The sequence below is a fragment of the Devosia sp. MDV22-iso42 genome (assembly GCF_058629155.1).
Map to the genome: position 1 here is coordinate 583,809 of NZ_JBZVWR010000006.1, position 13,172 is coordinate 596,980.

14 protein-coding genes are annotated in these 13,172 nt (G+C 61.0%); all 14 read right to left on the bottom strand.

All coding sequences use genetic code 11. The annotated features are described in order from the left end of the window. On the bottom strand, nucleotides 1-309 hold the full coding sequence (nuoK, locus tag AC4NN3_RS04500; protein ID WP_193338178.1) for an NADH-quinone oxidoreductase subunit NuoK: 309 nt from the start codon (nucleotides 307-309) through the stop codon (nucleotides 1-3). Nucleotides 310-324: 15 nt separating this feature from the next. Next, on the bottom strand, nucleotides 325-930 hold the full coding sequence (locus AC4NN3_RS04505) for an NADH-quinone oxidoreductase subunit J (RefSeq protein WP_491925904.1): 606 nt from the start codon (nucleotides 928-930) through the stop codon (nucleotides 325-327). An 11-nt stretch (nucleotides 931-941) separates the two neighbouring features. Continuing rightward, nucleotides 942-1,430: an NADH-quinone oxidoreductase subunit NuoI gene (gene nuoI / locus AC4NN3_RS04510; protein ID WP_046170135.1), complete on the bottom strand. Its 489-nt coding sequence runs from the start codon at nucleotides 1,428-1,430 to the stop codon at nucleotides 942-944. After that, on the bottom strand, nucleotides 1,430-2,467 hold the full coding sequence (gene nuoH, locus AC4NN3_RS04515) for an NADH-quinone oxidoreductase subunit NuoH (protein WP_491926461.1): 1,038 nt from the start codon (nucleotides 2,465-2,467) through the stop codon (nucleotides 1,430-1,432). The genes nuoI and nuoH overlap by 1 nt, the downstream gene beginning before the upstream one ends. 69 nt (nucleotides 2,468-2,536) lie before the next feature. Beyond that, on the bottom strand, nucleotides 2,537-4,642 hold the full coding sequence (gene nuoG / locus AC4NN3_RS04520) for an NADH-quinone oxidoreductase subunit NuoG (protein ID WP_491925905.1): 2,106 nt from the start codon (nucleotides 4,640-4,642) through the stop codon (nucleotides 2,537-2,539). A 5-nt stretch (nucleotides 4,643-4,647) separates the two neighbouring features. Then, nucleotides 4,648-5,955: an NADH-quinone oxidoreductase subunit NuoF gene (gene nuoF / locus AC4NN3_RS04525; RefSeq protein WP_193336039.1), complete on the bottom strand. Its 1,308-nt coding sequence runs from the start codon at nucleotides 5,953-5,955 to the stop codon at nucleotides 4,648-4,650. A gap of 93 nt (nucleotides 5,956-6,048) precedes the next feature. Next, nucleotides 6,049-7,056: an NADH-quinone oxidoreductase subunit NuoE gene (nuoE, locus tag AC4NN3_RS04530; RefSeq protein WP_491925906.1), complete on the bottom strand. Its 1,008-nt coding sequence runs from the start codon at nucleotides 7,054-7,056 to the stop codon at nucleotides 6,049-6,051. Further along, on the bottom strand, nucleotides 7,056-8,249 hold the full coding sequence (locus AC4NN3_RS04535; RefSeq protein ID WP_491925907.1) for an NADH-quinone oxidoreductase subunit D: 1,194 nt from the start codon (nucleotides 8,247-8,249) through the stop codon (nucleotides 7,056-7,058). Before AC4NN3_RS04535 ends, nuoE begins: the two co-directional genes overlap by 1 nt. After that, complete coding sequence (locus AC4NN3_RS04540) at nucleotides 8,246-8,863, bottom strand: NADH-quinone oxidoreductase subunit C (RefSeq protein WP_193336042.1); 618 nt, start codon at nucleotides 8,861-8,863, stop codon at nucleotides 8,246-8,248. Before AC4NN3_RS04540 ends, AC4NN3_RS04535 begins: the two co-directional genes overlap by 4 nt. An 11-nt stretch (nucleotides 8,864-8,874) precedes the next feature. Beyond that, complete coding sequence (locus AC4NN3_RS04545) at nucleotides 8,875-9,453, bottom strand: NuoB/complex I 20 kDa subunit family protein (RefSeq protein ID WP_491925908.1); 579 nt, start codon at nucleotides 9,451-9,453, stop codon at nucleotides 8,875-8,877. After that, nucleotides 9,444-9,809 (bottom strand): NADH-quinone oxidoreductase subunit A, encoded by a 366-nt coding sequence (locus AC4NN3_RS04550; protein WP_491925909.1) that lies wholly within the window; start codon nucleotides 9,807-9,809, stop codon nucleotides 9,444-9,446. Before AC4NN3_RS04550 ends, AC4NN3_RS04545 begins: the two co-directional genes overlap by 10 nt. Nucleotides 9,810-10,223: 414 nt before the next feature. Further along, a complete protein-coding gene (locus AC4NN3_RS04555; RefSeq protein ID WP_491925910.1) occupies nucleotides 10,224-10,799 on the bottom strand; it encodes an outer membrane protein in 576 nt (191 codons plus the stop codon). Between the two features lie 388 nt (nucleotides 10,800-11,187). Then, a complete protein-coding gene (locus AC4NN3_RS04560) occupies nucleotides 11,188-11,763 on the bottom strand; it encodes an outer membrane protein (RefSeq protein ID WP_491925911.1) in 576 nt (191 codons plus the stop codon). 626 nt (nucleotides 11,764-12,389) lie between these two features. After that, nucleotides 12,390-13,121, bottom strand: coding sequence for a peptide-methionine (S)-S-oxide reductase MsrA (msrA, locus tag AC4NN3_RS04565; protein WP_491925912.1), 732 nt, complete (start codon nucleotides 13,119-13,121; stop codon nucleotides 12,390-12,392). Nucleotides 13,122-13,172: the final 51 nt, after the last annotated feature.

Here is a 13,172-nt window from a genome sequence, read left to right on the forward strand (position 1 = left end):
TTAGCCCTTCATCATGTTGACGTCTTCAACCGCGATGGAACCGCGGTTGCGATAGAAAATGACCAGGATGGCCAGCCCGATGGCCGCTTCGGCAGCCGCCACCGTGAGGATCAGCAGCGCAAAGATCTGACCCTGAAGGTCATTGAGCTGCGCGCTGAACGCTACGAAATTGAGATTCACCGCGAGCAGGATGAGCTCCACCGACATCAGGATGACGATGATGTTCTTGCGGTTGATGAAAATGCCGAACACGCCCAGCGTGAACAGAATGGCTCCGACGGTCAGGTAGTGACCGAGCCCGATACCCAAGCCCATAATTGCCTCCTACAGCCCTTGACCGCTTTTGACTTTGACGACTTCCAGCGTTTCCGACGGACGACGCCCGACCTGCTTGACCGGATCCTGGCGCTTCACGTTGGTCTTGTGGCGCAGCGTCAGCACGATGGCGCCGATCATGGCAACCAGCAGCACGGCAGCCGCACCCTGAAACAGGAACACGTAGCGCGTATAGAGAACCTGGCCGATCAGCCGGATGTTGTCGCCGCCGTTCATCGGCAGCACGGCCGCGCTCGTCACCTCGGGCGACACCACGAAGCTGCCGGCGACCATCAGTAGTTCGAGCAGCAACACCACGCCGACCACCACGCCCACTGGCGCATATTGCAGAAAGCCCTGTCGCAACGAGGCGAAATCGACGTCGAGCATCATCACCACGAACAGGAACAGCACGGCGACGGCGCCGACATAGACCACGATCAGGATGAGCGCGAGAAATTCGGCGCCGGCCAGCATGAACAGACCGGACGCGTTAAAAAACGTCAGGATGAGGAACAGCACGGCGTGCACCGGGTTCCGGGCCGAGATGACCATGAAGGCCGAGCCCACAGCAATCGCCGCGAACATGTAGAAGAAGAATAGCGGAAGCGTCATGGTCTTCCCTCTCAGCGATACGGGGCGTCGGCGGACAGATTGGCAGCGATTTCACGCTCCCAGCGATCGCCATTGGCGAGCAGTTTCTCCTTGGAGAAATACAGCTCTTCGCGCGTTTCGGTCGCAAACTCGAAATTGGGGCCTTCCACGATCGCGTCGACCGGGCAGGCTTCCTGGCAGAAGCCGCAATAGATGCACTTCACCATGTCGATGTCGTAGCGCACCGTACGGCGCGTCCCGTCATTCTGGCGCGGGCCGGCCTCGATGGTGATGGCCTGGGCCGGGCAGATCGCCTCACACAGCTTGCAGGCAATGCAGCGTTCTTCGCCATTGGGATAGCGGCGCAGTGCATGTTCGCCGCGGAAGCGCGGGCTGACATGGCCCTTCTCGAACGGGTAGTTGATCGTTGGCTTGGGCGAGAAGAAGTAGCGCATGGTCAGGAAGAAGGCCTTGACCAGCTCGGTGAGGAGCAGCGTGTTGACGAACTGGGCGGCGCGCATCAGGCCATCCCTCCATGCCAGCCCCAGCCGGTAAGCTGAAGCACAAAAGCAACAATAATGACCATGCCTAGCGACAGCGGCAGGAACAGCTTCCAGCCAATGCGCATCAACTGATCGTAGCGGTAGCGCGGCACGATGGCCTTGGCCATGGCGAACATGAAGAACACCATGCTCAATTTGATGACGAACCACACCACGCCCGGAATCCAGGTGAAAGGCGGCAGGTCGATGGGCGAGGTCCAGCCACCGAGGAAGAGCACCGTGGTCATGGCGCACATCAGCAGGATCGAGATGTACTCGCCCAGCATGAACAGCATGTAGGGCGTGGCCGAATATTCGGTCATGAAGCCGGCCACCAGCTCGGATTCGCCTTCGGCCAGATCGAAGGGCGGGCGGTTGGTTTCCGCCAGGGCCGAAATGTAGAAGATCACGAACATCGGGAACAGCGGCAGCCAGAACCAGTTGAGGAAGGTCAGCTGCGGCAGGCCGATCATGTGAGCCAGGCCCATTTCATGCTGCGCCATGACGATGTCGCTCAGATTGAGCGAGCCGACGCAGAGCAGCACGGTGATGATCACAAGGCCGATGGAAACCTCATAGGACACCATCTGCGCCGCGGCGCGGAGCGAACCGAGGAACGGATATTTCGAGTTCGAGGCCCAGCCGCCGATGATCACGCCATAGACGCCGAGCGAAGAAATCGCCAGCAGGTAGAGAATACCCAGGTTGATATCGGCGATCGCCAGGCCGGGCCCGAGCGGCACAACCACCCAGCCCGTCAGAGCCAGGGTCGCCGTCAACAACGGCGCCAGCAGAAACAGGATCTTGTCAGCGCCGCCCGGAATGACAGGCTCCTTGAGCGCGAACTTGAGCAGATCGGCAAAGCTCTGCAGCAGGCCGAACGGGCCCACCACATTGGGACCACGGCGCATCTGCACCGCCGCCCAGATCTTGCGGTCGGCCAGCAGAATGAACGCCGTAAAAACCAGCAGCGAGACCAGCAGCAGCAGGGCCTTGTAGACAAAGCCCACCTGCATCCCCCAGCCAAGTGGCGGGATTCCCAGCAGGTAATCGAGGGCAGCGAGAATGAAGTCCATTGTGCTCCCCTACTCCGCGGCCTGCCGGAGACCGGCTGCGGTAGCTGCGCATTCACCCATCACGGCAGACGCGCGGGCGATTGGATTGCTGAGATAGAACTCAGTGACGGCCGAGCCGAAAGGCGCCGACTTGGACTTGATCGCTGCCTTGCCCAGCTTGACGATATCGGCTGGATTGCCCGGGGCAATCTGATCGATCCGCGCCAGATGCGGGAACTCGGCATAGATCGCTGCGCGCAGCTGGGTCAGCGAGTTGAACGGCAAGGGCTTGCCCAAGGCGCCAGACAGCGCGCGGACGATGGCCCAGTCTTCCTTGGCATCACCGGGCGGGAACACGGCGCGGTTGGTCACCTGCACACGACCCTCGGTATTGACGTAGGTCCCCGATTTCTCCGTGTAGGTCGCTGCCGGCAGGATCACGTCGGCGCGGTGCGCCCCGGCATCGCCATGCGAGCCGATATAGACCACGAATGCCTTACCCATGGCGGACAGGTCATATTCGTCTGCACCCAGCATGAACATCACCTCGAGCTCGCCCTTGCCGGCCAGAGCGATCTGGTCGGCGGAGCACACCCCACCATCATGTGGCACGAAACCGATGTCGAGGCCGCCGACGCGGCTGGCCGCATTGTGCAGCAGTGCAAAGCCATTCCAGCCCTCGGCAACCGAGGCGCCGGCAGTCGCCAGCTTGGCGGCCAGAGCGATGGTGTCGCGGCCAACCTGCTTGCCCAGCGTGGCATGCGATACCGCACCCTCGCCGACAATAATCAGCGGACGTTCGGCCTTGGCGAGAATGTCGGCAAAGGCGCCACGACCGGCAGCCAGTTCGACCAACGATTCAAAGCCTTCGCCGAGATAGCTATAGTCATAGGTCAGTTCTGCCCGCTCGCCGATCACGGCGATCGGCAAGCCCTTGGCGCGCCAGGTCTTGCGGATGCGGGCATTGATCAGCGCCGCTTCCCGGCGCGGATTGGCGCCGATGATGAGGATGGCATCAGCCTGTTCGATCCCGGCAATGGTCGGGTTGAAAATATAGGCCGACCGCGGCATCGACGGATCGATACCGGACATGGCCGGACGCACATCCGTCATGCCCGAGCCGAGCGAGGCCAGCAGGCTCTTGAGCGCATACATCTCTTCGACTGCAGCCAGGTCGCCGGCAATAGCGCCGACCTTGCTGCCGGCCTTCTTGAGCCGTGCCGTAACAGCCGCTAGAGCCTCGTCCCAACTGGTCGCCTGCAGCTTGCCACCCTTGCGGACGTAAGGCCGATCGAGGCGCTGGCTCTTGAGACCATCCCAGATGAAACGGGTCTTGTCGGAAATCCACTCCTCGTTGATCGCTTCGTTGACGCGCGGCAGGATGCGCATCACTTCTCGGCCGCGGCTATCGACGCGGATATTGGAGCCAACGGCGTCCATGACGTCAATGGATTCCGTCTTGGTCAGTTCCCAGGGACGGGCATTGAAAGCGTAAGGCTTTGAGGTCAGCGCGCCCACCGGGCACAGATCGATGACATTGCCCTGCAACTCGCTGCTCAGGGCCTTTTCGAGATAGGTGGTGATCTCGGCATCCTCGCCGCGGCCCAACAGACCCATCTCGGCGATACCGGCAACCTCGGTCGTGAAGCGCACACAACGCGTGCAGTGGATGCAGCGATTCATCGAGGTCTTGACCAGCGGGCCAATGTACTTGTCCTCGACGGCGCGCTTGTTCTCGGCGAAGCGGTTCTTGTCCACGCCATAGGCCATGGCCTGGTCCTGCAGATCGCACTCACCGCCCTGATCGCAGATCGGGCAATCGAGCGGATGGTTGATCAGCAGGAATTCCATCACGCCTTCGCGGGCCTTCTTGACCATGGGCGTATTGGTGAACATTTCCGGCGGCTCGCCATTGGGGCCCGGACGCATGTCCTTGACCGCCATGGCGCAGCTCGCCTGTGGCTTTGGCGGGCCACCCTTCACCTCGACCAGGCACATGCGGCAATTGCCGGCGACCGACAGGCGCTCATGGTAGCAAAAGCGCGGAATCTCGGCGCCGGCCGCTTCCGCTGCCTGCATCAGGGTAAAGTAGTCGGGAACTTCGACGAGAACACCGTCAACCTTGATACTTGCCATCGGCCCTACTCCGCCGCGATCGACGGCACTGCGCCGTCGCTGGTGGATGAATATGTGTACTGGTCGATCCGCTCTTCGATCACGTGACGGAAGTTGCGGATAAGCCCCTGGATCGGCCACGCTGCCGCGTCGCCCAAGGCACAGATGGTGTGCCCTTCGATCTGCTTGGTGACTTCGAACAGCATGTCGATCTCGCGCTTCTGGGCGCGACCTTCGACCATGCGTTCCATGACCCGCATCATCCAGCCAGTGCCTTCACGGCACGGCGTGCACTGGCCACAGCTCTCATGCTTGTAGAAGGCCGAGAGGCGCCAGATGGCCTTGATGATGTCGGTCTGCTTGTCCATCACGATGATGGCGGCGGTACCCAGCGAGGAACCGGCTTCACGCAGGCCGTCGAAATCGACGATGGCATTCTGGATCTTCTCACCCGGCACGCAGGGCACAGAGGCGCCGCCCGGAATGACGGCCAGCAGATTATCCCAGCCGCCGCGGATGCCGCCGCAATGCTTTTCGATGATGTCCTTGAAGCTCTCGCCCATGGCCTCTTCGAAAGTCGCCGGCCGGTTCACATGGCCCGAGACGCACATCAGCTTGGTACCGGTATTGTTGGCGCGGCCGATCGAGGCGAACCAAGCGCCGGAGCGGCGCAGGATTTCCGGCACCACGGCGATAGACTCGACATTGTTAACGGTCGTCGGGTTGCCATAGACGCCCATGCCGGCAGGGAATGGGGGCTTCAGCCGAGGCTGGCCCTTCTTGCCTTCCAGCGATTCCATCAGGGCGGTTTCTTCGCCACAGATATAGGCGCCGGCGCCGTGGTGGACGATGATGTCCAGGTCCCAGCCGTGGATATTGTCCTTGCCGATCAGCTTGGCCTCATAGGCCTCTTCGACGGCACGTTCGAGATGCTGGCGCTCGCGGATAAATTCGCCGCGCACATAGATAAAGGCCAGATGCGCGTCCATGGCGCGGGCGGCCAGCAGGCAGCCCTCGACCAGATGGTGCGGATCGTGGCGCAGGATATCGCGGTCCTTGCAGGTGCCGGGCTCGGATTCGTCGGCATTCACCAGCAGATAATGCGGGCGCCCGTCATTGACCTTGGGCATGAACGTCCATTTCAGCGCCGTCGGGAAACCCGCGCCGCCACGGCCGCGCAGACCGGAAGCCTTGACCTCATTGGTAATCCAGTCACGGCCGGAGTCGATGAACTCCTTGGTGCCGACCCAGGCGCCGCGTTCCCGCGCGCCAGCCAGCGTCCAATCGTGTTGACCGTAGAGATTGGTGAAAATGCGATCCTTGTCAGCGAGCACGCTTCACACTCCTATCGCCGCTTCCTGCATGAGGCGCGGACATATTCAGTCTCGCCGTTTCCGGCGAATGCACAGCCGTGCAGATTCCAGCCGTCATGGCTTTTCCTCGCCAGGCTTGGCCTTCGGCTTGATGATGGTCCGTGTCTTGCTGGCTGGGCCCCCGGCCGATGCCGGCTTGGGAGACTTGCGCACGGCCTTGCCGCCATCGAGCATGCCGCCTTCGGCTTCCGAACCGGTGGCGCCGGGGCGCATGGCCTTGTTCGGCTCTCCGTCGGCGCCTGCCGCCACGTTGGCTGCCTTGCGCTCGCCTTCGGCCTTGGCTTCCGACACCTTGGCCGACGCCGGGGTTCCCTTGAAGGCGGGCGCGGACTCTTCGCTCACATCCTTGGGCTTGCCGGCCGTGGTGGGTGCCTGTGGAGCAGCGGGCGCCGCCGCAGCAGGAGCCTCCGGTGGTGGCGCCGGTGGAATGAATTTCTCGCGCTGCGCCGTTGGCTTGACCAGAAGCGTGGTCTGGCCGCCCTCGGCAGCCGAATGCAGGCGGCCGATCTGGGGGCCCGGCTTGATCGTGTCACCCTTGCCAGCGGCAAAGGCGTCGACGATTTCTTCAAACCGCTCGGGCGTCAGGTCTTCGTAGGTGTCGTGATAGATGGTGACCATGGGCGCATTCACGCAGGCGCCGGCACATTCAACCTCTTCCCAGCTCATCGTGCCATCGGCGTTGAGGTGCTGGGGATCGTGATGGATCTTGCTCTTGCAGATCGCGATCAGATCGCCGGCGCCACGCAGCATGCAGGGCGTGGTGCCGCAGACCTGGATGTGGGCCCGCGTACCAACTGGCTGCAGCTGGAACTGGGTATAGAAGGTCGCCACTTCCAATACGCGGATGTAGGCCATGCCGAGCATGTCCGCGATCGATTCGATCGTGGCGCGGCTGACCCAGCCGTCCTGATCCTGGGCCCGCATCAGCAGCGGGATGACGGCCGATTGCTGCCGGCCGGTCGGGTACAACCCGATCTTCCACTCCGCCCATTTGGCGTTTTCAGCACTGAATGCGAACGACGCCGGTTGAACCGACTCGTCTGCTAGGCGACGCGCAACCATCAGCGATCAACCTCTCCGAACACGATATCGAGCGAGCCAAGGATGGCCGAGACGTCGGCCAGCATGTGGCCGCGACACAGGAAATCCATGGCCGACAAATGCGCAAAACCCGGCGCGCGAATCTTGCAGCGGTATGGCTTGTTGGTGCCATCACTGACCAGATAGACGCCGAACTCACCCTTGGGCGCTTCCACGCAGGCGTAGACTTCGCCGGCGGGAACCTTGTAGCCCTCGGTATAGAGCTTGAAGTGATGGATAAGCGCTTCCATCGACTGCTTCATCTCACTGCGCTTGGGCGGCACGACCTTGCCGTCGAGCGAGGACACGGGGCCCTTGCCGTCCGGAGCGTTCAGCTTGTCCACGCATTGCTTCATGATCCGCGTCGACTGGCGCATTTCTTCCATGCGGATCAGATAGCGATCAAAGCAATCGCCGTTCTTGCCGATGGGGATGTCGAATTCCATCTCGTCATAGCATTCGTAGGGCTGGCTCTTGCGCAGATCCCAGGCCGCGCCGGAGCCGCGGACCATCACCCCCGAAAAGCCCCAGTTCCACGCATCGTCCAGCTGCACCACGCCGATATCGACATTGCGCTGCTTGAAGATGCGGTTCTCCGTCAGGAGCGTGTCGAGGTCGACGATGAATTTGGGAAATTCGGTGCAGAAGGTGTCGATGTCATCGATCAGGGCCTGCGGCAGGTCCTGATGCACCCCGCCCGGACGGAAATAGGCAGCGTGCATGCGCGCACCGGAAGCGCGCTCATAGAAAATCATCAGCTTTTCGCGCCACTCAAAGCCCCAGACCGGCGGCGTCAACGCGCCCACGTCCATGGCCTGTGTGGTGACGTTCATCAGGTGCGCCAGGAGGCGGCCAATTTCCGAGTAAAGCACGCGGATCAGCTGGCCGCGACGCGGCACTTCCAAACCCAGCAGCTTTTCGACGGCAAGCGCGAAGGCGTGCTCCTGGTTCATCGGCGCCACATAGTCGAGGCGATCGAAATAGGGAACGGCCTGCAGATAGGTCTTGGACTCAATCAGCTTTTCGGTGCCGCGATGCAACAGGCCGATATGCGGGTCGACGCGCTCGACGACCTCGCCATCGAGCTCCAGGATCAGGCGCAGCACACCATGGGCCGAGGGGTGAACCGGACCAAAGTTGATGGTGAAATTGCGGACATTGGCTTCAACGGTCATTGTTTGGCCTTCTCGTCACCGGGCAGCACATAGTCGGTACCCTCCCAAGGCGACAAATAGTCAAAGGTGCGGAATTCCTGCATCAACTGCACTGGCTCGTAGACGACGCGCTTGCGCTCCTCGTCATAGCGCACCTGGACAAAGCCCGAGACCGGGAAGTCCTTGCGCAGCGGATGGCCGTCAAACCCGTAGTCGGTCAGGATGCGGCGCAGATCGGGGTGACCTGAGAACAGCACGCCATAGAGGTCATAGGTCTCGCGCTCGAACCAGTCGGCGCCGCGGAACACGCCCGTAATGCTGGGCACAGGTGTGACGTCATCTGCTGACAGCTTGACCCGGACGCGATGATTCAGATGCGGGCTCATGAAGTGATAGACAACCTCGAAGCGCTCATCGCGTTCCGGGTAGTCAGCGCCACAGACATCCGTGAAACTGATGCAGCGGCACTTGGGATCGTCGCGCAGAAAGGTCGCCACGGAAACGATCGAATCGCGCTGCACCGTCAGGGTCAGCTCGCCAAAGGCGATTTCCTGCAAAATGACCGCAGCGCCCAGAGCGCCAGCTATGTGCTGGCCCAGGTCCACAAGCGGATCAAGCTGGATGACGTCATCCATTTTCAGCGATCCTAACGTTCGATGGTGCCGGTGCGGCGGATCTTCTTCTGCAGCAGCAAAATGCCATAGAGAAGCGCTTCAGCGGTCGGTGGGCAGCCAGGGACATAGACGTCGACAGGAAGCACGCGATCGCAGCCGCGGACAACCGAATAGGAATAATGGTAGTAACCGCCGCCATTGGCGCAACTGCCCATGGAGATGACGTAGCGCGGCTCCGGCATCTGGTCGTAGACCTTGCGCAGTGCGGGCGCCATCTTGTTTGTCAGCGTGCCGGCGACAATCAGCACATCCGACTGACGTGGTGAAGCCCGCGGCGCCGTTCCGAACCGCTCGATGTCGTAGCGCGGCATCGACATCTGCATCATCTCAACGGCACAGCAGGCCAGACCTGTCTGCATCCACATCAAGGACCCGGTACGCGCCCAGGTCACCAACTGGGACACCGTGGACACCAGGAAGCCCTTGTCGGCCAACTCGTCGGTCACATCGGTGAAGAACGGATCGTTGGCGCCGGCAACCTGCTGGGTGCGCGGGTCGATCAGTCCCGCGGGGCGGGGCGCGACAAGCGTTTCGTTATCGCTCAATCCCATTCCAGTGCCCCTTTGCGCCATTCATAGATAAATCCAACCGTCAGCACGCCCAGGAAGATCATCATCGACCAGAAGCCGAACCAACCGACATCGCGGAACGCAACTGCCCAAGGGAACAGGAATGCCACTTCGAGATCGAAAATGATGAACAGAATCGACACGAGATAAAATCGCACGTCGAACTTCATGCGCGCATCGTCAAACGCGTCGAATCCCGCCTCGAAGGCCGAGACCTTCTCGGGATCCGGATTCTTGACGGCAACGAGGAAGGGAACCACCAACAGGGCCAAGCCAATGACGGCCGACAAGCCAAGAAAGATGATTATGGGCAGATAGTCGCTGAGCAAATCAGTCATGCGGCAGCCTGTTACTAGTCCGGTCGGGCGACCGGCATCGCGTGAGTTACGGAGGCAATTGGGGCCAACGAACCGACACGACAAATGATGGCTTGGGCTTAGACCTTTGGCTATCGGGTTTCAAGGGAAAGAAAATATGACTATAATGTTCATATATAGAGGTGCCGCTTACAGCGGGATACGGCGCAGGTTGGTACGCTTTTGGCGACGCCAAGTCGTCGACCCGCGAGCGCCTTCGGTCCGCCAATGAGAATATCCGGAGAATCGACACCTAGAATCGCCCCCCATCGGGGGGGGCAACGACTCCGCGATGGAGTGACCGACAAACAAAAACGACGAACCGCGGAGCGGTTCGCCGAATTGGGATGCAAGACTGGATCGAAGGGGCGGCAGGCCGCCCCTTCGGCAGCAATCTTAGAAGTGGTAGAACACGCCGACGGTTGCCTTGGCGCCGTCGAAGAACTGGTCGCCAGCAGCGTTCGAGAAATCGCCGAGGCCGAGGACTTCGCCACGAACCGACACAGCGTCGGTCACAGCAACTTCAACACCGCCGCCGAGGGCGTAGATGCTGTCCGAAGTGCCCGAACGGCTGGTCAGGCCAACGCCGCCAGCTGCGTACACGACGACCTGGTCGGTCACGACTGCGCCAACGCGAGCCAGTGCCAGGAAGATGCCGGCGTCGTCGCCGTCCTGGAACACGTAGTCACCCTGGACTTCAAGGCCGAGCAGGATCGGGTCGTAAGCGATGAAGTTGACGCCAACAGCGCCACCAACCGAAAACTGCGAAGCATTGCCCTGAAGGTTGGTCAGGCCGTTGGTGTTGGTGAACACGCCACCGACGTTAACGCCTGCATACAGACCTTCCCAATCGAAGCCAGCAGCTTCATAGATTGGCTGTGGGGTCGTTGGGATGATCAGATCGGCAGCCTGAGCGCCGCCGACGAGAAGCGCGGCAGCTGCCACACCGAGAGAAAGGGAACGTACGCTCATGGAGCACTCCAAATTCAAAGTTTAACTCCACGCAAAATATCGCGAAAGTTATTGATCAGGCAATAACAACCACTGCTTGCGCCGATTTTAAATGCGGTCAGTGCTTATCGGCAACACATGGCATGGTGTCGCGAAAGGTCAAGGACAGCGCATCGACGCACTGGCTCACAACAGACCAATCCATCGGCCAAAACGGCTTGACCGAGCAGGGCCGCGGACGCCGGCAATGGCGCGCAGTGGCTGTGCCCCCTGCCCAGTCCCACGTCTTAAGTCGCTCCAAAGCCTCGATCTAAAAGCAAAACGGCGAATCGCTTTCGCGATTCGCCGAATTGGGTTTGCAAGACGCTAGGTCGGGAGGGCGGCAAGCCGCCCTGCCCGATTGCATATCTTAGAAGTGGTAGAACACGCCGACGGTTGCCTTGGCACCGTCGAAGAACTGGTCGCCAGCAGCGTTCGAGAAATCGCCGAGGCCGAGGACTTCGCCACGAACCGACACAGCGTCGGTCACAGCAACTTCAACACCGCCGCCGAGGGCGTAGATGCTGTCCGAAGTGCCCGAACGGCTGGTCAGGCCAACGCCGCCAGCTGCGTACACGACGACCTGGTCGGTCACGACTGCGCCAACGCGAGCCAGTGCCAGGAAGATGCCGGCGTCGTCGCCGTCCTGGAACACGTAGTCACCCTGGACTTCAAGGCCGAGCAGGATCGGGTCGTAAGCGATGAAGTTGACGCCAACAGCGCCACCAACCGAAAACTGCGAAGCATTGCCCTGAAGGTTGGTCAGGCCGTTGGTGTTGGTGAACACGCCACCGACGTTAACGCCTGCATACAGACCTTCCCAATCGAAGCCAGCAGCTTCATAGATTGGCTGTGGGGTCGTTGGGATGATCAGATCGGCAGCCTGAGCGCCGCCGACGAGAAGCGCGGCAGCTGCCACACCGAGAGAAAGTGAACGTACAAACATATCTTGCACTCCCATAGAGTTAACCGTAGTCCACCGTTAGATGCATCAGCACCACGCGTGTGACAACCCTTCGCCATTCGAATTTTGGCGGTGCGGATAACATTCCATGAGCATTTGGGATGGGGTGTTGCGCCAATGTCGCGCATTTGGCTCAATTTGATACAAATCCCATCTTGCAACAGCCGCCTAGACGACCGTGCGGCAGATGTATTCACGACTGAGTCGCGCCGTCAAGCCACACCATCGCCATAATTGGGCCACCCCAGCGCCGGATTTTGTGGTTTCGGATTCAGAATGGGGCCGGGCCCGATGCTGGCATGCCCCTCAAAAAGTCAAGCAGTTGCGGGCTTTACAGGGACTGAGCAATGCAATGGCCAAGGATCAGCGGGTGTGAGCCGGCGCGTTCTGCCTGGCTGCTTCCAGATCGGGGGGGAACACATTTTTTCGCATTCACGCCCTGATTCTTCAGGTCGATGGCTCTCGCCGACGAACCAGACTGCATCCCCCTGCCCCTCCGGCAGTCGTTTTAGGCGCGACGTCTGCACCGGGACGGGGACTGCCGACCGGCCATAAAGGCGCTGGTCAGAAGTGACCGGCGCGGATTGCGCCGGTCTATTCGCGATCGCCTAGAGCGTTCCCACCAGCACAGGATCGGCTCGATACACCTCGGGAAAGATTGCCTTGAGCGCGGCAATCTTAGGCAAGTCGTGCATGACGATATAGGGCCAGGTCGGATTGAGCGTCAGGAAGTCCTGATGGTATTGTTCGGCGGGATAGAAGGCCTGCAGGGGTTCGATGGTGGTGACAATCGGCCCCTCGAACAGGTCGGCTTCATCAAGTTGGGCGATATAGGCTTGAGCTGTGGTCGCCTGCTGTTCGTTGACGGCAAAGATAGTCGACCGATACTGGGTGCCGTGATCAGGACCCTGATAGTTCAGCTGCGTCGGGTTGTGGGCCACCGAGAAATAGATCTGCAGCAGGTCGCCATAGCTTACCACCGAGGGGTCGTAGGTGATCTGCACGGCCTCGGCATGGCCCGTGGTCCCACTGCCGGTCTGCTCGTAGGTGGCCGTGTCGGCCGCGCCGCCGGAATAACCCGACACGGCATTGGTCACGCCGACCACGTGCTGGAAGACGCCTTGCACTCCCCAGAAGCAGCCGCCGGCAAAAATCGCGGTGGCCGTGTTGCCAGTCTCGGCAAGATCGGTGGCGGGCGCAGGGATTGTCACCGGGGCTTCCTGCGCCACGGCCGGCTGATTGAACAGCCCCATCGCAAAGACGGGCATGACCAGCAGCAAGGCGAGTGTCGCACGCCGGCTATTGTAGGGGGTAAGGCGAAGGGCACGGGTGCTGGACATAAGCGATCCTCGGTTGGAGCTATCTGCACGTCAGTTCGCATTATAGGGCCA